Consider the following 19852-nt stretch of genomic DNA (forward strand, 5'->3'; position numbering starts at 1 on the left):
GCTCAGCTCCCTTGCGGTGAGGGCCCGGGCGCCGCGCCGCCCGCCCGCGCCGTCGTCGTCATCATCGCTTCGTGCATCGCGCGCGCGGCGATCTTCGCCTCGGCGACCGCGTTGACGACCTCCTTGCCGCCGTTCACGCAGTCGCCGCCGCTGTAGACCCTCGGGTTGCCCGTGCGGTGCGTCGCCGGGTCGACCACCACGCGCCCCCTCGCGTCGAGCACCACCCCCTCGAACGCGAGCGCCACCTGCGTCGCCCGGCTCTGCCCGATCGCGACAGCGACGAGGTCGGCGGGCAGGAGCTCCTCTTCGGCCGGCCCCGGCGCGGGGCCCCGCGCGCCCATGTCGGCGGGCGCGTCGGCGGGCGCGATCCGCAGCGCGACGACCTTGCCGCCCTCGCGCACCACCTCGACCGGCACCCGGTTCTCGACGAGGCGCGCTCCGGCGACCCGCGCGCCCTCGAGCTCGTGCGCATAGCCCGACATCTCGGCCTCGGAGCGGCGGTACACGACGGCCACGTCGACCCCGAGCAGCGCGAGCTCGTGGGCGACGTCGAGCGCCGTGTTGCCGCCGCCGATCACGACCGCGCGCCGCACGCCCGCGAGGTCGAGGCCCGGGTCGGCCTTGAGCCGCTCGATGAACGCGGTCGCGCCCACCACGCCGTCGCCGTCCTCGCCGCGGAGCGCGAGGCGCGCGTCGGCGCCCAGGCCGAGCCCCAGGAAGACCGCGTCGTGCTCCGCGAGCAGGTCGCGCGCGGAGACCTCCCCCGGCCCGGCCGCCTGCGCGACGACCGAGACGCCGGCGCGGAGCTCGACGTCCCCGAGCGACAGGACCCACTCGAGCTCCCGGAGCGCCTCGTGCCCCTTCATCTTGTAGGGCGCGATCCCGAGCGTGTTCAGGCCGCCGGGGATCGCCTTCCGCTCGAAGATCACGGCGCGGTGCCCCTCGAGGGCGAGGTAGCCCGCCGCGGCGATCGACGCGGGCCCCGCGCCCACGAGCGCGACGCTCTTGCCGGTGGGCGGCTTCGCCCGGAAGATCGCCGGATCGCGCGCGAGGGCCGACTCGACCGCGTAGCGCTGGAGGCGGCCGATCGCGATCGGCTCGCGCCCCCACGCGTTGTAGACGCAGTCGCCCACGCAGAGCACCTCGACGGGGCAGGCCTGCCCGCACGACTGGCCGAGCAGGTTGGCCGTGAGGATGGTGCGGGCCGCGCCCTTCACCTGGCCAGCCGCGATCTTCCGGATGAACGTCGGGATATCGATCGCCGTCGGGCACGCCTTGACGCAGGGCGCGTCGACGCAATAGAGGCACCGGTTCGCCTCGGCGACCGCCTCGGCGTCGGTGTAGCGCGGGCTCTTGTCCTCGAATCGCTCTTCGATCCGACCGGACGGGAGGGCTGAGAGGCGTATCGGGGCTCGGGTCATGCTGGCGCTCGCGCGGCTCCTCTCGATGGGTGCGTGGTGGGTGGTGACTAGAAGGCCTGGGCTCCCTGGCTCGGTCCGAGCCGGCGCGGGAGGTAGCGCCCGGCGCCCCGCTGCACGTCGAGCTTGCCGTCCGTGCACTGGACCCGGCCGTTCACGATGACGTGCGTCGGCTTCCCCTTCACCTCGAAGCCCTCGAAGATGCTCCTGTCGCACCGGTGATGGTGCGTCTTCGCGGAGATCGTGCTCGTCCCCTTCGGGTCGAAGATCACGAGATCCGCGTCGCCGCCCGGCACGATCGAGCCTTTGCGCGGGTACAGCCCGAAGATCTTGGCCGGCTGCGTCGAGAAGAGATCGACGAAGCGGTGGACGTCGATCCGCCCCGCGAGCACCCCGTAGGTCCAGAGGAGGGCGAGGCGGTTCTCGATGCCGGCGGCGCCGTTCGGGATCCGCGAGAAATCGTCCTTGCCCATGTCCTTCTGGCCGACCTGGTTGAAGGGACAGTGGTCGGTCGCCACGGTCTGGATGAGCCCCGACGAGAGCGCGGCCCACAGCGCGTCCTGGTGGCCCTTCGGCCGGATCGGCGGGCTCATCACGTAGGCCGCCCCCTCGAAGCCGGGCTTCTCGTACACCGAGTCGTCGAGCAGGAGGTACTGCGGGCACGTCTCGGCCATGACCACCTGGCCCCGGCTCCGCGCCTCGGTGACCGCGGCGAGCGCCTCCTTGCAGGTGAGGTGGACGATGTAGATCGGCTCGCCGATCATCCGGGCGAGCATGATCGCGCGCCCCGTCGCCTCGCCCTCGATCGGCGCGGGGCGGCTCTGCGCGTGGAACCGCGGGTGGGTCTTGCCCTCCTTCAGGAGCTTCTTCTGGAGCGCGACGACCGCGTCGCCGTGCTCGGCGTGGACGGTCACGAGCGCGCCGAGGCCCTTGGCGGCCTCCATCACCTGGATGAGCTCCGGATCGTCGACGCCGATGGCCCCGCGGTAGGCCATGAAGGTCTTGAACGACGGGATGCCGTGCTCGCGCGTGCAGACGGCCATCTCCTTGAGCGTGTCGTCGCCGAACCAGGTGACGGCCATGTGGAAGGCGTAATCGGAGACCGCCTTCTTCGCCTTCTCGTTCCACATCGCGAGCCCGTCGAGCAGCGCCTGCCCTCGGGCCGGGATCACGAAATCGATGATCGAGGTCGTGCCCCCGGCGACGCCCGCCGCCGTGCCGGTCTCGAAATCATCGGAGCTCTCGGTCCCCATGAACGGCAGCTCCATGTGCACGTGGGCGTCGACCCCGCCGGGGAAGATGAGCTGCCCCGAGGCGTCGATCACGGTGTCCCCCGCGCGCTCCTTCGACAGCCCGGCGCCGACCGCGGCGATCTTCCCGTCCTCGCAGTAGACGTCGCCGACGAACCGGTCGCTCGCTGTGATGATCTCGCCGTTCTTGATCAGGATGCCCATGTTGCTCCTCTGCGGGTGAGCGCCGGGCGGCGGGTCCCCTCCGGGGGGAGGCGCCGCCATGGCGAGGGAAACGCCGGGGGAGAGAGCCGGCCGCGAACAGCGCCCCGGCGCTGCTGGTGTCTTCGCGGTGGACTTCGCATCGCTCGTCGCGCTCGTCGCCTGACCTCTCCGTCCTCCCGCCGCCCCGGGCCCTCAGGGCAGATGTTCCGTGAGCTCGCCGTACGTCTCGGGCCGGCGATCGCGGTAGAACTGCCACGTCCTCCGCACCTCCTCGATCAGGTCGAGGTTCATCTCGGCGACGACGAGCTCGTCCTTGTCCTCGCTCCCCGTCGCGAGGAAGCTGCCCCTCGGGTCGCAGAAGTAGCTCGTCCCGTAGAACTTGCCGATGTTCCACGGCGCCTCGGTGCCGACGCGGTTCGAGGCGGCGATGAAGTAGCCGTTGGCCACGGCGTGCGCGGGCTGCTCGAGCTTCCAGAGGTACTGGGAGAGCCCGGCGACCGTCGCCGAGGGGTTCCACACGATCTCGGCGCCGTTCAGGCCGAGCAGCCGCGCCCCCTCCGGGAAGTGGCGATCATAGCAGATATAAACGCCGATCCGCGCATACCGCGTCTGGAACGTGGGATACCCGAGGTTCCCCGGCTTGAAGAAGAACTTCTCCCAGAACCCGTTCGTGTGCGGGATGTGCGTCTTCCGGTACTTGCCGAGGTACGTGCCGTCGGCGTCGACCACGGCGGCCGTGTTGTAGTAGACGCCCGCCATCTCCCGCTCGTAGATCGGGATGATCATCACCATCTTGTACTTCTTGGCATACGCCGCGAGCCGCTCGACCGTCGGGCCGGGGACGGGCTCGGCCACATCGCACCATTTCGCGTCCTGCGAAGGACAGAAGTAAGGTGTGTTGAAGACCTCCTGCAAACAGAGGATCTGCACACCCCTCTTCCCCGCCTCGTCGATGAACGGCAGGTGCTTCTCGAACATCGCGTCCCGGATGGCCATGACGGAGGCGCCGTCGTCGCCGATCGGGGTGGAGCACTGGATCAGCCCGCCAAGTACATTCCTTGCCATCAGAACCACCTCGTGATGACGATCTTGCGCTCCGTGTAGAAGTCGATGGCCGTCGGGCCGTGCGCCTTCAGATCGCCGAAGAAGCTGCCCTTCTGGCCGCCGAAGGGGAAGAAGGCCATGGGCGCCGCGACGCCGATGTTCACGCCGACCATCCCGGCGCCCACGCGGTGCTGGAACTCGCGCGCCGCGCGGCCGCTCGACGTGTAGATCGACGCCGCATTGCCGTACTCGCTCCGGTTCGCGATCGCGATCGCCTCGTCGAGGTCGCTCGCGCGCATCAGGCACGCGACCGGCCCGAAGATCTCCTCGGTCGCGATCACCATCCCTGGCCGCACGTCGTCGAAGACCGTGGGCCCTACCCAGTTGCCGTCCGGATACCCCTCGACCCTGGCGTCCCGGCCGTCGAGGAGGAGCGTCGCCCCCTCCGCCACGCCCTGGTTGATGTACGAGAGCACCCGGTCCCTGTGCGCCGCCGAGATCACCGGGCCCATGGTCACGCCCGGCTTCGACCCGTCGCCCAGCACGATCCCCTTCGCGTGGCGCACGAGCCCGTCGCGCACGGCCTCGTAGGTGTCGCCGACGCACACGACGACGCTGCCGGCCAGGCATCGCTGGCCGGAGCAGCCGTAGATGGACTCGGCCACGTTGGCGACCGTCATCTGCCGCTCGGCGTCCGGCATCACGACGAGGAAGTTCTTCGCCCCGCCGAGCGCCTGGACCCGCTTGCCCGCCTCCGCGGCGCTCTTGTACACGTGGCGCGCGACCGCCGACGAGCCGACGAACGACACGCCCGCGATGTCCCTGTGCGCGCAGAAGGCGTTCACGACGTCGCGGCCGCCGTGGACCAGGTTCACCACCCCGGGCGGCAGCCCGGCCTGCTCGATCAGCTCGAAGATGCGCTGCTGCGAGAGCGGGACCTGCTCCGACGGCTTGAGCACGAACGTGTTCCCCGTCGCGATCGCGTACGGCAAGAACCAGAGCGGCACCATCGGGGGGAAATTGAACGGCGTGATCGCCGCGAAGACGCCGAGCGGCTGGCGGATCGTGTGGCAGTCGATCCGGGACGCCACGTCCTCGAGGCCCTGCCCCATCAGGAGGGCCGGGATGCCGGCCGCGTGCTCGACGTTCTCGATGCCGCGACCGAAATCGTTCCGGGCCTCGGACAGCGTCTTGCCGTGCTCGGAGGTGCAGATCGCCGCGATCTCGTCGCGATGGGCGTCGAAGATCTCGCGCAGCTTGAAGAGGTAGCGCGCCCGCTGCACCGGCGGCGTCGCGCTCCAGCCGGGGAACGCCGCCTGCGCGGCCTTCACCGCCGCGTCGACGTCGGCCGCCGTCGAGAGGGGGACCTCCGCAAGAGATTCCCCGGTCGCCGGGTTCTTCACCTCGAGGCGCGTCGTCCCCGAAGCTCGAGACCAGGCTCCGCCGACGAAGTTTTCCAGCACACGCATCGTGAAAAACCTTTCCCCCCGGCGAGGTCGTCACTCGGCAGCCCCGACCAACAGGCCGGGCGCCGCCCCTGGCTGCTGGGCATCACAGCCCACCGATCGAGCGCTACATGCGGTGGGGGCCATCCGTCAAGCCTCGCTGCGAAGCGGCGCGCGCCGCACCCGCCTGCGGAAGATCCCCAGCGCACATCCCGTAGTATAGACCACAGAGCGGCTGGCGGCCCACCGTGCAACTGCCCAGCAGGACGTCATGAAATACTTTGGAAATAACTCGGGTATGCCCTGGGTGGGCCGCGTGAACGACGCGAACGACGCAAACGAGAGGACCATGCCGCTCGAGCGACTCCATCCGCCACGGCGCCCCACGCCGAGCCGGCCCGGCGCGGCACCGCCTTGGCCGCGCACGGCGCGTCGCGCGCGGCCAAGGCGTCACGCGCGGCCAGGGAGGAGTCGCGCCGAAGCACCGCGCGGCACCTCGACCGGAGCACCGCATCGAAAGTCGCTCGTGGTCGTTGCCCCGTCGATCGAACCGTCCTAGGTGCACCCCATGGACCTCGCGGATCCTTGCCCGGTGGCCAGGCGCACGACTATCCCAGGGGATGGCTGTGCGCGCTGGCGGCTCGGCGGTGCGCAGACGTAAGATCGGTGCGCGCTCGGTGAGACGATGACCAGACCCAGCATGCTGTTCGACACGACGGAGCACGTGCTCATCGCCGTCCACGGCAGGGAACCGCCGAGCGACGAGGAATGGGAATCGTATATGGTGGCGGCGGGCAGCCTGCCGCCCACCTGCACGAAGACTCTCGTGGTGACCGCCGGAGGGGGACCCAACGCGAAGCAGCGGGCGTCCATCAACGACTACGTGAGCAAGACCGCGCTCACCGTGGCGATCTGCACGGACGCGCTCCTCGTCAGGCAGATCGGGACCGCGCTCAGCTGGTTCAACCCGCGGGTCAAGGCGTTCCGGGGCAGCGACGTCGTGGCCGCGCTGCGCTATCTGGAGATCACCGGGCCTGAGGCCGCCTTGGTGCAACACAAGGTCACGAAGATGAGACTCGAGATCGAGGGCCGGCCGTCGCGCGCGCCGCGCTGACCCGGGGGCCGCCGGGGAGATCGGGGCGACGCGCGGGGCGCGGGGGTGGTAGGACAGGGACCGGACCACCGCGATGAACACGACCCGCTGGCAGCAGCTCATCTCCTTGCGAGAAGCGCGAGAAGCGCGAGAGGCGCGAGAGGCCCCGAACGGCGCGTGGCGGCCCCGCTTCTTCCGCCCGGCGCGCGAGGACGACGCGGAGGAGCTCGGCCGCTTGCTCCACGACGACGCCCGGATCGAGATCTTCGACACGATCGACCGGCAGCTCGCCGACCTCGTGAAGACCCGCCACCCCCGGGAGCGCCTCGGTGAGCGGGACATCGCGCGGCTCGTGGGAGAGCGCCTGAACGGCGTCCCTATCGAGGCCTATGGAGTCTGGGTCTACTATCCGTGGTCGCACCGCCTCGTGCACCTGCTCGATGAGGCGGAGTTCGTCGAGCTGCGGACCGACCGGAACAAGCACAAGATCAGCGGTGAGGAGCAGGCCGCGCTCGCCCGCCGGCGCGTGGGCGTCGTCGGCCTCTCCGTGGGGCAGTCCGTGGCGATGACCATCGCGCTCGAGCGGGGCGCCGGCGAGCTGCGCCTCGCGGACTTCGACCACCTCGATCTCTCGAACCTGAACCGGATCCGGACCGGCGCGCACAACCTCGATCTGCCGAAGGTCGTCGCCACGGCGCGCGAGATCGCCGAGCTCGACCCGTTCCTCGACGTGAAGTGCTTCCCCGAGGGGGTCACGGCGGACAATATCGATCGCTTCCTGCTCGACGGGGGCAAGCTCGATGTCCTCGTGGACGAGTGCGACAGCCTCGATATCAAGCTCCTGCTCCGCGCGAACGCGCGCGCCCACCGCATACCGGTCGTGATGGAGACGAGCGACCGGGGGCTCATCGACGTCGAGCGCTTCGATCTGGAGGGCGATCGGCCGATCCTCCATGGGCTCGTCGGCGATCTCACGCCCGAGCGCCTCCGCGGCCTGTCGACCGAGGACAAGGTGCCTTATGTCATGCAGATCATCGGGCAAGACGCGATCTCGCTGCGGCTCCGCGCGTCGCTCATCGAGGTGCAGCAATCGGTGAGCACATGGCCTCAGCTCGGGTCGGCGGTCGTCCACGGCGGGGCGGCCGCCGCGGACACGGCGCGCCGGATCGCCCTCGGCGAGCCGGTGCGGTCGGGCCGGTACTACGTCGACCTGGAGCAGCTCATCGGCGGCCCCGAGGGGGAGCCTGCCGCCGCGGACGCGCCGCGCGCGCCGGGCCCTGCCCTCGCCGCGGCGGCGGGCCCGCTCCCGGCCGCCGAGGCGGGCGCCGTCGAGCTCGACCCGGCGCGGCTCCGGCGGCTCGTCGCGGCGGGCGTCGCGGCGCCCTCGGGCGGCAACTGCCAGCCCTGGCTCTGGGTCCACGAGGGCCGTCGCCTCGGGCTGTTCCACGACCGCGCGCGCTCCGAGTCGCTCGCCGACTTCCAGGGCGCGGGCGGCGTGGTCGCGCTCGGCGCGGCCGCCGAGAACGTCGTCCTCGCCGCGCACCGCGAGGGGCTCAGCGTGCGCGTCTCGCCGTTCCCGCGCGAGGGCGACGAGGACCTGGCCGCGACGTTCGCGTTCTTCGGCGCGCCGCCGCCCGGCGCCGAGGAGCACCTGATGGATGGCCTCGCGGACGCCATCGGGATCCGGCACACGAACCGGCGCCCCGGCCAGCGGGCGCCGCTCGCGGAGGAGCACCGCGCCGCCCTCCGCGCCGCGGTCGAGTCCGTGCCCGGGGCGCGCCTCGAGCTGCTCGAGGCGCCGGCGGAGCTCGACGAGATCGGCGCCCTCATCGGCGCCGGGGATCGGCTCCGGATGCTCGCGAGGCAGACCCACGCCGACATGATGAGGGAGGTCCGCTGGACCGAGGCGGAGGCCGAGGCGCGCCGGGACGGGCTGTTCGTCGGCACGCTCGAGCTCTCGCCGACCGATCTCGCGGGGTTCAAGATCTGCCGGGATTACCGCGCCCTGGAGCTCGTGCGGCGCTGGGGCGGCGGCCGGGGGCTGGAGAGGATGGCGCAGAAGGCGATCCGCTGCGCGACGGCCGTCGGGCTGATCACCCTGCCGCGCGCCCGGCCCACCGACTATTTCCAGGGCGGCAGGGCGGTCGAGCGCGCGTGGCTCACCGCGGCGCAGCTGGGCATCGCGGTCTACCCGATGACGACGCTGCCTTACCTGTTCGCGCGGCTGATCCGGGGCCGCGGCGAGGGGCTCGACGCGGAGACCGCGGAGGCCGCGACCGGGCTCCGGGAGCGTTATCTCCGGCTGTTCGACGTCACCGACGCGACGGCGGAGGTCCTGCTCTTCCGCCTGTCGCTCGCGGGCCCCGTGTCGGCGCGCTCCCTCCGCCGCCCCCTCGACGACGTGCTCGTCGTGCGCTGACCCGGTGGCGCGGGCGGCCCGCGCCGCTCCGCGGCGGCCTGCGCAGAGCCGCGGCGGCCCGCGCGGCGCCGGCCCTCACGGCGTCGGGCGATCGCCGAGGAGCCAGCTGCGCGCGGCCCCCTCGTCCTTGAAGACCCGCACGAGCTGCGCGGTCCCCGCCTCACGGGCGATCCGGCTCGCCTGCAGCGCCGCGAGATCGCTTTGCACGAGCTCGGCGGCCCTGATCACCCCCATCGCGGTCGAGGTCGCCGCGATGTCTCGGAGGAGCTCCGTCGCCTCCTCCGAGGCGATGGAAAAGCCACGGAAGTCCACGAGGACGCGGATCCTCCGGCCGTAGAGCGAGCCAAGGGCCTTCTTGTACTCCGCGGCGTACGCTTGCGCCTCCTCCGTGCGCACGACGCCCTGCAACGTGACCTCGATGAGAGCGTTGATGAGGTCGATCTTGAGCTGGTACATGCCGCCTCACCTGGAGAACCGAGACCAAGAGACCATAGCGTCGCGCCGCCGCCGATCCAGGCCGTTATCGCAGCTTCGGCTCCGTGAGCCGGTAGACGTGCTCCACGAACTCCGGGACGACCTCCCTGGCGACGATCCACAGCCGTCCTTCGCCGAGGTCGAGCAAGCTGGCAGGCCCCTCGTACGTCAGCTTGCCGCGCTCACCGAAGTAGATGAACGACTTCCTGTCATGGGCGCGGAACCAGCCGCACGCCGCGTCGAGCAGCGGGCCCAGCGCGGCGTCTCCGCCGGGGTGCATCGGGAAGATGCGCACCGAGTCGAGGAGGCGGAAGAGGTTCGTGCCGAGCTCGCCGAGCTCGAGGACCGCGACCGCCAGCGGCTCGCCGTGCTGGCGCGCCACGAAGAGCGCGCGCTCCCGCTCCAGGCCCGCGCTGCGCCAGCGCTCGACGCAGGGCCCCATCCCGAGCCTGCCTGGCACGAGATCGAGCGCCTCCGCGTACATGCGCGGCGACGTCGCGCACACGAGGCCGAGCAGCGCCGCCTGCTCCCCGGGGGTCGGCTCGCCGATCTCGATCGGCCCGCCGGCCACGTGCTGCCCGCCCGCCACGTGCGGAGCGCGCGGCGCGGCGCGCGCGTCCACCCCCATCAGGCGGAAAGGCAGCGACAGCACGTGGCCCGTCTCCTGGCGCGCGCGGGCGAACTCGAACAGCGATCGCTCGTTCCACGCGACGTGCGCCTCCGCGTAGGCGATGATCCAGCGGCACTCCGGATCGGCCATCGCGTGCTCGAAGCAGCGAGTGAACATGTCGCGGAGCACCTGCCGTGAGCTCAGGTTCGACGCGGACTTTGGCCGCTTCGCGAGCTGATGAATCATCCACGTGCTGTGGTATGGCTTCATGATCGAGAAATTGCCCTCGATCCCGTGCTCGGACAGACACGCCACGTTGTACAGGAGGTGCGGCACCGCCGCGGCCTTCTGCGCCATGGTCAGGAAGCTCGGCTTGATGGCCTCGAAGTGCTCTGGCCGCCGCCCGGAGAGGTTGAAATAGCCGGACGAGTCGAAGAGATCCCAGAGCTCCGCCTGCCACGCGGTCCCCCCGTAGGTCGTCGCGTGCAGGATGCGGGAAACGAGCCTGAGCCAGCGCCGCTCGTCCTCGCGCCGCGCGGCGGTCACGTGCACGCTGCAGAGCTGGGTGTCCGCGCCCTCCACGGCCGACACCGACCGCACCTCGCCCCGCAGGTGGACGACCCCGTCGTCGCCGTCGGGGAGCTCCAGCGAGAGCTTGAGCCTGGGGAGCAGCGGCGGGTGCCCCCTCGTCAGCGCCATCCGCAGGCCCGCGAAGGACACGTCGACCACCTCGGCCTCGATCGGCGGGAGGTGAAGCCACTGGGGGTGCAGGAAGCGCGCGGTGAGGTCGGCCTCGACGCCCCGCTGCTGCAGGCTCTTGCGGAGGCGCTCCACGCGCGCCGGCAGCGCGGAGACGAGCTCGCCCGGGCGCACCTCGTCGGCGCGGACGTTGAAGCGAAAGACGGAGTTCTGCCCGGCGATCTCGACCGCGGCGTCCTCGCTCCAGCCCTTGATGCCGAACCACGTGACCGTCCCGGCCCCCACCTCGCCGAGCATCACGCAGAGGGGCGGCGCGCTCTCGGCGGAGCGGCGGACGACGCCCTTCCTCCGCAGCAGGAAGCCGAGGATGTTGCGCACCCTCCTGGGGTCGTCGATGATCTCGCGCACTTGCCCCGCGTCCGTGGCCGTGGGCCTGAACAGGCTCGCCGCGGCCGCCTTGGCCACGCCCTCATCGACGAGGGCGCGCAGCACGTCGTGGATCTGCCCCGCCGCGCGCGAGGGGGTCGCGTCCTGGAACGACAGCCCGATGAGCGGCCCCCGCAGGCCCATCGACTGGAGCACCAGCACGGCGGAGAGCGGACCGATCTCGACGTCGCGGGCGTACAGGCGCACCCGGACGGCGCTGCCGAAAGGGAACGAGGTCCGATAGTCGGGCTCGATCCAGGCGCCCATCGAGCCGAGCAGGACGACCGGGTAGCTCGGATCCCGCCCCTCGATGCGCAGCCGGACCGCGCCGCCGTCCAGCCAGCACGCCTCCGGCACCCCGATCGCCGGATCGCCCCCGAGGAGCACCCGATCCAGCGGCGCCCCATCCGCGCTGCCGCCGGCGGTCCAGCGCGCGTCCTGCCCGAAGCCGACCTTCGGAATCACGGTCACGCGGTCGCCCCCTCTACCGTGAGGCCACGCGCTCCAGATGAGGAACAGGCAACGATGCTGCTCCGCCGACGTGGCGAGGAAGCACGACGCCGTTCGGCGAGCTCGCCAACACCCCGCAGGAGCTCACCTGGAAGCCGGGAAGGAGGCAGATCCACTTGCGCGTACTTCCATATCCTCTGTACCGGATGTCAACATCCCGCGTCAAGCGCCGCCCGTGCCGCGCGCGCCGACGAGCATCGACGTCGCCGTCGTCAACGTCATCGACGGCGCCACGTCGCCACGTCGCCACGTCGCCACGTACCTTTGCGTTCACCCGTCCGTCGTAATCGCGGTCGCCCCGCGCCCTGAACACGGGAGCAAGATCGCGATGGATCCACGGGAGAGCGGGGCGATGGTCTGGACGTGGCAGGCGGCCACGGCTGTCCGTGCTACAAAGCGCCACCCCGATGCCCGACTTGAGCGCCTTTCTGCACGCCGACGGCTGGATCACGCTGGCGACCCTCAGCGCGCTGGAGATCGTGCTTGGGATCGACAACATCGTCTTCCTCTCCATCATGACGGCGAAGCTGCCGCCGGAGCAACAGCCGCTCGCCCGCCGCATCGGCCTCCTGCTCGCCCTCGGGATGCGGCTGCTCCTCCTGCTCGCGATCTCGTGGGTGATGGGACTCAAGGCCACCCTGTTCAGCCTGCTCGGACAGGACTTCAGCGGGCGTGATCTGATCCTGCTCGGCGGCGGCGTGTTCTTGATTGGCAAGGCGACCCACGAGATGTTCGACAAACTCGAGGTCGACGATCCCAAGGAAGAGCAGCCGAAGGCGAAGGGGTCGTTCGTCTCCGTCATCACGCAGATCGTGCTGCTCGACATCGTCTTTTCGCTCGACTCGGTCATCACCGCCGTCGGCATGGCGCAGCACATCTCGATCATGATGGTGGCCATGTTCATCGCGGTGGGCGTGATGCTCGTCTTCGCCGGGAGCATCGGCGCGTTCATCCAGCGCCACCCGAGCATGAAGATCCTCGCGCTGAGCTTCCTGCTCCTCATCGGCGTGGTGCTGGTGGCCGACGGCATGGGCCAGCACATCAGCAAGGGGTATATCTACTTCGCGATGGCCTTCTCGCTCGGCGTCGAGCTCATCAACATGCACCTCCGGGCGCGCCAGCGGCGCACGAAGATGGGGAGCTCTCCAGACCTCTCGCCGGCGCACGAGCAGGCTCCTCCGGGGAGCTGAGGCCACGCGGGGATCTCCGCGGAAGAGCCGGAGAGGCGGCGGAGACCGGGGCTCTTGGAGCGAGCACCGGGAGAGCCTGTAAACAATTCGCACAGAGGTGGTCTCCGAGGGTAGACGGCGAGAGCGGCCGGTCCCAGAAGTGACACCGGGGTTCTCCACCGAGGTGAGTGTGAGCGACGAGCGAGACGACCAAGGAGACTCAGAGCGGGGAAAGCGGCGGCGCATCGTCGTCGTCGACGACGACGACGCGATCGTCGAGACGCTGGCGGAGGTGCTGCTGGCCGAAGGGTATGAGGTCGAGGGGTACACCGACCCCCTCGAGGCCCTGGAGCGGCTGCGCTCCCAGGCGCCGCCCGACGCCATCGTCATCGACTGCGTGATGCCGTTCCTGGACGGGCCGCGCCTCATCGAGACGCTCGCGGCCGAGGGGAGAGCGGCGCCCGTCGTGCTCGTGACCGCGCTCAGCGATCCCGGCTTCTGCATCGATCCGAACCACCCGGACGCGACGAGGATCATCAACAAGCCGTTCGACCTGGAGCAGCTGCTGGAGACGCTCGACGACCTCACGAGCGCGCCCCCGGTGAGCGCGCCAGAGGCGCGGCGGCGCTCGCGGACCGCGTCGACGCAGCGGACGTAGCGGCGTCGGCGCGTCAGCGCTGGCGCGCCGTGGTACGGGCGCGCCTGCGCACGAGGCCGGCGCGGCGCCCCGCTCAGGGGCCGCCGCGTCGGCGCGCCTGCGCGCCGTGGTCGCGCGGGGCGCTCAGGGCCGGGGGAGCGCCGCGGAGAGCCCGTGGACGGCCTCGGCGCCCACGGGGACGGTGACGCTCGACCCCTTGAAGTCGCCGCCGACCGGCTCGTAGGAGCCGTCGAGGCACTGCGCGAGGAACGTCTCCGCGATCGCGTTGAACGACATGGAGTTCTCCGGGCGGGCGAAGCCGTGTCCCTCGTCGGGGTACAGCACGTACGTGACCGGGATCCCCTTGCTCGTCATCGCCTTGACGATCTGATCGCTCTCGGCCTGCTTCACGCGCGGATCGTTGGCGCCCTGGCCGATGAGGAGGGGCCGCTTGATCTGGTCGGCGCGGTAGAGCGGCGAGCGCGTGCGCAGGAGATCGCGGCCGTCCTCCGTGCGGGGGTCGCCGACCCGCTTCGCGAAGAGCTCGAGCATCGGCGCCCAGTAGGGCGGGATGGACTGGAGCAGGGTCACGAGGTTCGACGGGCCGACGATGTCGACGCCGCAGGCGAAGGTCTCCGGCGTGAAGGTCAGGCCGACGAGCGTCGCGTAGCCGCCGTAGCTGCCGCCCATGATCGCCACGCGAGCCCTGTCGGCGATGCCCTGCGCGACGGACCAGTCCACCGCGTCGAGCAGGTCGTTGTGCATCTTGCCCGCCCACTCGAGGTCGCCCGCGTTGACGAACTTCTTCCCGAGGCCCGTCGAGCCCCGGAAGTTGACGCTCAGCACGGCGTAGCCGCGGTTCGCGAGCCACTGGTGCATCGGATCGAGGCGGAAGGAGCTGCGCGCCCAGGGGCCGCCGTGGACGAGGAGCACCATCGAGAGCGGCCTGTCGGGCTTGCCGTCGCCGTCGGGGTCGGCGCCGCGCGGCAGCGACAGGTAGCTCACGAGCTCGAGGCCGTCGCGCGCCTTGATGACCACGGGCCGCAGCTTCACGAGCGGCTGCGACTCGAGCGCGGCGCGGTTCGTGAAAAGGAACGTCGCCTTCTTCGCGTCACGATCGTAGAGGTAGTATCGGACCGGGCCGTCCGAGACCGTGTATCCGACGGTCCAGCGCTTGTCGTCGAGCGACCGGCTCAGCACGTCGAGCTCGCCGTCGGCGACCGCGCGGAGGGCGTCGAGATCCGGCTGGATGCTCTTGTCGAGCACCTGCCAGCGCTTGCGCTCGCGCTCGGAGGCCGCCGCCTGGACCTTGCCCGTCTTCGGGTGGACGATCACGTCGCTGACATCGGCCTTCGCGTCCTCGGCGAGCACCGCGGGCTTCGCCTTCCGCAGATCGAGGGTGACGAGCGCGGAGGTGTCGCGGCCGCGGCTGTCGCGGAAATAGAGCGTCTTGTCGGCCGCGTCGAAGCCGATCGCCTCGCTCGTCACGGCGTCCTCGGGCCCGAACGCGACGAAGGGCTTCGGCTCCTTGCCCGTGAGGTCGAGGTACTCCTGGCCTCCGTCGCGCGTCATCCTCGACGCGAGCCGCACCTTGAAGTCATGGTCGGTGACGAACCCCACGAACCCGTCGTTCTGCCGCACGAGCTTGCGCTCGCCGGTGCGCACGTCGACGCGGTAGAGGTCGTGGACCTTCTTGTCCCGATCGTTCATGCCGATCAGGATCTCGTTCGGGATCTTGGGGCTCATCCCCTCGAACATCGCGGAGATGCCGTCGAAGGGGGTGAGATCCTTGATCTGCCCGGTCTTGAGCTCGACGGCGTAGATGTGCCAGTTCTCGTCGCCGGCCTTGTCCTGGCGATAGAGGACGTAGTCCTTCGCGTAAGGGAACAGGAAGGTGCGCACCCCGCGGCTCTGCTCCTTCGTGACAGGCTTGGCCGACGCGGGCGCCTGGGCCGGGCCGACCCACACGTTGAGCACGCCGTCGGAGGGGGCGAGGAACCCGAGCCGCTGGCCGTCCGGGCTGATCTGGGGGGACATGCGATCCGGGTTGCCGAAGAGCATGCGCCGGGGCATGAGCGTCGCGTCGGCGCGCGGCCCGGCCTTCGTCGGCGCGGCCGGGGCCGCTGCCGCCGGGGCCGCGGACGCCGGGGCTGCGGGCGCAGCCGGGGCCGGCGCTGCGGCCTGTCGGGGGGGCGGCGGCGCGGACGCCGGAGCGCCGCCGCAGGCAAGCGGCGCGACCAAGGGCAGCAGGAACAGGGATCGGAGCTTCTGGGGCAAGTCCATGGGTTCACCCGGGGCGCGGAGCCGCTGGCGGCACCCCGCATGCGCCGGGCCCGCGCGCCGAGCGTCATAACCGAGATCCCGGAGGCCGGTCTACGGCGCCGCGCCGGAGGCGCCCGCGATCCGCCCAGCCCGGATCGCCTGATCCGGGGGCGTGCCAGGTCCGTGTCAGGCGGCTTGCTGCGGGGTCGTGCTGGTGGGCGCGCCGCGCGTGTCGAGCGCGAGCTTGCTCGACAGCCACGCTCGCACGCGCTCGAGGTGGAGCGCCTCGTGCTGCTCGGCCACGCGGAACTCGGCGGCCATCTCTTCCTGGCCGTAGGCGATCGCCAGGTCGATGAGCATCCGCCAGCCGTCGTTGTCCGTGAGCTCGGCGACGAGCAGCGCCTGCAGGCTCTGCCCGAGGTTGATCCTCGGCTCGACGGCGACCGCGAGGACGCCGGTCGACGCCAGGCCGATGACGTCGGCGCCGGGCGTCATCGCGGTCGGATCGGCCCCGAGCCGCTCGATCGCGCGCTTCACCAGCGCGAAGTGCAGGAGCTCCTCGTCGCGGATCGCCTCGAGGTCAGCGCGCGTCGGGCCTCCCTCGAAGCTCCCCTCCGCGTCGTGCTTGGCGATCATCGCCTCGTAGAGGCGCGTGCCCGAGCGCTCGAACTGGAGGCGCTCGCCGAGCTTGTCGATGAGGAGCGCGGGGGGCCTGCCGTGGATGAGCTCTCCGGCTGCCTTGACGACCCCCTTGACGCTCGCCGGCGGCGGCACGCTCCCGACCGTGCCCGACTCCCTCGCGTACTCGCTCCTGACCGCCGCGGCGTCGGCCTCGCTCCCGGGGGAGCTCGGCGGGATCACCTGCGCAAACTCGATGAGCTCCTTGCTGTCGATGGGAGAGGTCGCGATGCCCGTGGTGTTGGTCCCCATCTTGATCTGTTTCATGGCGTCGCCTCCTTCTGTCCGTCGATCTTCTCGGCGCGCCGCGAGAGCTCGGTGCCCGGCGTGAACCGGTAGCCCGCGGCCACGATCTCGGAGGGGGAGCCGGCGGAGTTCATCTGCTGCCGGTAGGCGATCGTCGCGGCGCTCTCCGGGACGACCCTCGGATCGACGATGTCCTCGCCGACGGCGCGGAGATGCACCTCTCTGGACAGCACGTCGCGCACGAACTGGCGGTGGCTCTCGTGGGAGATCGGGTCCGGGAGCGAGGCGGGGAGGATCTCGGCCGCGTCGCGCCCCTCGATCCGGTTGAGGTGGTCGATGGCCACGTGGAGCTGCCCGAGCTCGTAGTCGAGGAACCGCTCCCAGATCCGCTTCACGCGGGCGTTCTGCTCCTGCTGGAGGCAGCTCCAGTAGTTGTAGACCTCGGTGGCCTCATGGAGGACCCACTTCTCCAGCCAGGTCTCCTCGGGGTCGATGATCGCCTCGTACTGCGTGACGTGCTGCTCCTCGATCGAGGCGATCTCGGCGTAGAGCAGCCGCGCCACCGGGTCCGTGAAGAACGGCCCGACGTTGACGTAGTAGTTGTGCGTCTGCTGCTCGGCCGACATGATGGTGAGCGCGTTGAGCTTCGTGATCCCGCTCGCGGTCCGCCGGTCGTACGGCGCGCGCACGTCGTCCTCGGGGGCGCGGTGCTCCACCGCGGTCGGACGCCCCGCCGTCACGTCGGTGTACGACTGCAGGATGTTGTTCGCGTCCTTGCCTTCCAGGCGGTCCAGGAGCGCCGAGTAGCGATACAGGTGATCGTAGTCCTCGAGCATGCCGAAGCGATAGACCTGCGCGAGGTACGGGTCAGGCTCGGCGAGCGCCACGTGCGCGGTGATCTCGATCGCGACCTGCTCGTATCCGATGGTGGTCTCCAGCGGCGACTGATCCGGCGGGTTGAGCCAGTTCACCAGCGTGGCCTGGTGGTGATCGACGCGCCGCACCTGGGCGAGCACGCGCCGCAGATCCCGGTTCATGCGCGCGAAGCTGTGCAGGAACCGCACGCTCTCGAGCTCGATGCCGTTCATCAGGATGACGCGCACGCGGGTGAACGCGTCGTCGTCGAGCTTGCTGAACGGCACCTGGACGAGATCACGCCAGTTGAACGACTGGCGGTCGAGCGGTGTCCCCCGCTCTCTCAGGAGATCAAGAGCCATGTTGCCCCTCCTCGCGCGTCGCGCTCGTGCGCCGTGCTGGTGCGCCGATGAACGGCCGCTGCGGCGATACCTGAAGCCGCCTTCACGAGGGCGCAAGCGTGGGTTTATCCCGAGAGGCCGGGTCCGCGCGCCGGCCTTTCCCGCATGAATCCGCCAGACGCATGTGCGCGCCCGCGTCCGCGCTGTGCTAGAAGAGCGGTCACGTTGATCAAGCGAGAAATAAACCGCCAAGGACGCCAAGGACGCCAAGATAAGATTCTCTTCTTGGCGCTCTTGGTGTCTTGGCGGTTCGAAATTCCGCGCTTTTCAGGCAATTTCAACCCGTTTGTCGCTCTAGAGCACCGCTCGTCCTGAAGAGAGAGCAGAGCGCCGGGGCCGCCGCGGCGCGCTGGCGGGCCGGTCGTGGAGGAGGTGTCGTGATCTCCAGCAGCGTCCCCGAGCTCCGGCTCCGCACCCGCAACGCGATGCCTGTCCGCGAGGGCGGCGACTACGTCCTTTACTGGATGATCGCGAGTCGCCGGACACGGTACAATTTCGGTCTGGAGCGCGCGATCGCTTGGTCCATGGCGCTCGATCGACCGCTCGTCGTGCTCGAGGCGCTCCGGTGCGGCTACCGCTGGGCGAGCGACAGGATCCATCGCTTCGTGATCGACGGCATGGCCGACAACGCGCGCCGCCTCGCGGCGGCCGGCGTCGCGCACCACCCCTACGTCGAGCCGGCCGAGGGGGCCGGCAAGGGCCTGCTCGGCGCGCTCGCGGCGCGGGCGTGCGTGGTGGTGACGGACGACTACCCCTGCTTTTTTCTCCCGCGGATGGTCGCCTCGGCCGCACGGCAGGCGCCGGTCCGCCTCGAGCAGGTGGACTCGAACGGCCTCTTGCCGATGCGCGCGGCCGATCGGGTGTTCACGACCGCGCGCTCGTTCCGCATCTTCTGGCAGCGGGTGATCGGCGAGCACCTCGGCGCGCAGCCGGCGGCCGATCCGCTGAAGCGGGCGAAGCTCCGACCTGCGGCTCCCCTCCCCCGCGCGATCGCGCGCAGGTGGCCGGCGGCCTCACAGGCGCTCCTCGGGGGCGACCCTGCGGCGCTCTCCGCGCTCCCCATCGATCACACCGTCCCGCCGGCGCCCTGCCGGGGCGGCCCGGAGGCGGCTGGCAAGGCGCTCGCGCGCTTCGTCTCGGAGCGGCTGCCGCGCTACCTGGAAGAGCGCGATCACCCCGACGCCGGCGCGACGAGCGGCCTGTCGCCGTACCTGCACTTCGGCCACCTCGCGGCGCACGAGGTCTTCGCCGCCGTTGCCCGGCGCGAGGCCTTCCGCGTCGAACGGCTCGGCCTCCCCGGGGACGGCGTGAAGCGGCCGAGCGGCAGCCGCGAGGGGTTCTGGGGGATGAGCGCCTCTGCCGAGGCGTTCCTCGAGCAGCTCGTCACCTGGCGGGAGCTCGGCTTCAACGCCTTCGCGCTCGGGGCGAGCGAGGGAGACGGGCCGCGCCCCTCGTGGAAGCGCGATCCGACCGATTACGCGTCTCTCCCGGACTGGGCGCTCGCGACGCTCGAGAAGCACGCGCGCGACAGGCGCCCGCGCGTCTACCCGCTCGAGGCGCTCGCGGCGGGGGCGACCTACGACAGGATCTGGAACGCGTCGCAGGTCGAGCTCCTCCGCGAGGGGCGAATCCACAATTATTTGCGGATGCTGTGGGGCAAGAAGATCCTGGAATGGTCGCGGACGCCGCGCGAGGCGCTCGAGATCATGATCGAGCTCAACGACCGCTATGCGCTCGACGGCCGCGACCCGAACTCGACCTCCGGCATCTTCTGGGTGCTCGGCCGCTACGATCGGGCCTGGGGTCCAGAGCGGGAGATCTTTGGCACGATACGTTACATGTCGTCAGAGAACACGGCCCGGAAGCTGCACCTCAAGGAGTACCTGGCGCGCTATGCGCGATAGCGCGCGCGGCCACGGACGGCGCGGGCGGAACGCGGGGGGCTCGCCCTCGGCGCTCGGGGAGGTGGAGCCGGGGAGCTCACCCCGGGAGCAGCCCGGCAGGCCGTGAGC

14 protein-coding genes are annotated in these 19852 nt (G+C 70.8%); 5 read left to right on the forward strand and 9 right to left on the reverse strand.

What is annotated here, in order from left to right:
* Positions 1-2: 2 nt before the first annotated feature.
* The 4 genes from POL72_RS12195 to POL72_RS12210 all read right to left on the reverse strand — a co-directional run bounded on the left by POL72_RS12195 (position 3) and on the right by POL72_RS12210 (position 5385).
* Positions 3-1421, reverse strand: coding sequence for an FAD-dependent oxidoreductase (locus tag POL72_RS12195; protein ID WP_272095319.1), 1419 nt, complete (start codon positions 1419-1421; stop codon positions 3-5).
* A 47-nt stretch (positions 1422-1468) separates the two neighbouring features.
* A complete protein-coding gene (gene hydA / locus POL72_RS12200; RefSeq protein ID WP_272095320.1) occupies positions 1469-2872 on the reverse strand; it encodes a dihydropyrimidinase in 1404 nt (467 codons plus the stop codon).
* Between the two features lie 192 nt (positions 2873-3064).
* Entirely contained in the window at positions 3065-3937 is an 873-nt protein-coding gene (locus POL72_RS12205; protein WP_272095321.1) for a nitrilase-related carbon-nitrogen hydrolase, read from the reverse strand.
* Positions 3937-5385: a CoA-acylating methylmalonate-semialdehyde dehydrogenase gene (locus POL72_RS12210; protein WP_272095322.1), complete on the reverse strand. Its 1449-nt coding sequence runs from the start codon at positions 5383-5385 to the stop codon at positions 3937-3939. The genes POL72_RS12205 and POL72_RS12210 overlap by 1 nt, the downstream gene beginning before the upstream one ends.
* Positions 5386-6046: 661 nt before the next feature.
* On the opposite strand from POL72_RS12210, the gene POL72_RS12215 reads away from it, so the two are divergent.
* Together POL72_RS12215 and POL72_RS12220 are read left to right on the forward strand one after the other, a co-directional pair.
* Positions 6047-6475 carry a hypothetical protein gene (locus tag POL72_RS12215; protein ID WP_272095323.1) on the forward strand — a complete coding sequence of 143 codons (429 nt, stop codon included), beginning with the start codon at positions 6047-6049 and terminating at the stop codon, positions 6473-6475.
* A gap of 73 nt (positions 6476-6548) precedes the next feature.
* Positions 6549-8873, forward strand: coding sequence for an Rv1355c family protein (locus POL72_RS12220; RefSeq protein WP_272095324.1), 2325 nt, complete (start codon positions 6549-6551; stop codon positions 8871-8873).
* A gap of 75 nt (positions 8874-8948) precedes the next feature.
* Here the strand turns inward: POL72_RS12220 and POL72_RS12225 are convergent, their stop codons facing one another.
* Positions 8949-9329: an STAS/SEC14 domain-containing protein gene (locus tag POL72_RS12225; RefSeq protein WP_272095325.1), complete on the reverse strand. Its 381-nt coding sequence runs from the start codon at positions 9327-9329 to the stop codon at positions 8949-8951.
* 64 nt (positions 9330-9393) lie between these two features.
* Positions 9394-11553: a PilZ domain-containing protein gene (locus POL72_RS12230; RefSeq protein ID WP_272095326.1), complete on the reverse strand. Its 2160-nt coding sequence runs from the start codon at positions 11551-11553 to the stop codon at positions 9394-9396.
* A gap of 446 nt (positions 11554-11999) precedes the next feature.
* On the opposite strand from POL72_RS12230, the gene POL72_RS12235 reads away from it, so the two are divergent.
* Both POL72_RS12235 and POL72_RS12240 read left to right on the forward strand, forming a co-directional pair.
* Positions 12000-12782, forward strand: coding sequence for a TerC family protein (locus tag POL72_RS12235; protein WP_272095327.1), 783 nt, complete (start codon positions 12000-12002; stop codon positions 12780-12782).
* Positions 12783-12951: 169 nt separating this feature from the next.
* Positions 12952-13419 carry a response regulator gene (locus POL72_RS12240; RefSeq protein WP_272095328.1) on the forward strand — a complete coding sequence of 156 codons (468 nt, stop codon included), beginning with the start codon at positions 12952-12954 and terminating at the stop codon, positions 13417-13419.
* 123 nt (positions 13420-13542) lie between these two features.
* On the opposite strand, the gene POL72_RS12245 is transcribed toward POL72_RS12240, so the two are convergent.
* The 3 genes from POL72_RS12245 to POL72_RS12255 all read right to left on the reverse strand — a co-directional run bounded on the left by POL72_RS12245 (position 13543) and on the right by POL72_RS12255 (position 17801).
* Entirely contained in the window at positions 13543-15681 is a 2139-nt protein-coding gene (locus POL72_RS12245) for a S9 family peptidase (RefSeq protein ID WP_272095329.1), read from the reverse strand.
* A gap of 165 nt (positions 15682-15846) precedes the next feature.
* Positions 15847-16605 (reverse strand): ferritin-like domain-containing protein, encoded by a 759-nt coding sequence (locus POL72_RS12250; protein ID WP_272095330.1) that lies wholly within the window; start codon positions 16603-16605, stop codon positions 15847-15849.
* Positions 16602-17801, reverse strand: coding sequence for a hypothetical protein (locus POL72_RS12255; RefSeq protein WP_272095331.1), 1200 nt, complete (start codon positions 17799-17801; stop codon positions 16602-16604). Before POL72_RS12255 ends, POL72_RS12250 begins: the two co-directional genes overlap by 4 nt.
* Before the next feature lie 416 nt (positions 17802-18217).
* On the opposite strand from POL72_RS12255, the gene POL72_RS12260 reads away from it, so the two are divergent.
* Positions 18218-19744, forward strand: coding sequence for a cryptochrome/DNA photolyase family protein (locus tag POL72_RS12260; protein ID WP_272095332.1), 1527 nt, complete (start codon positions 18218-18220; stop codon positions 19742-19744).
* The last annotated feature ends 108 nt before the right edge of the window (positions 19745-19852 follow it).

The organism is Sorangium aterium, from assembly GCF_028368935.1.
In the GTDB taxonomy this organism is placed as follows: domain Bacteria; phylum Myxococcota_A; class Polyangia; order Polyangiales; family Polyangiaceae; genus Sorangium; species Sorangium atrum.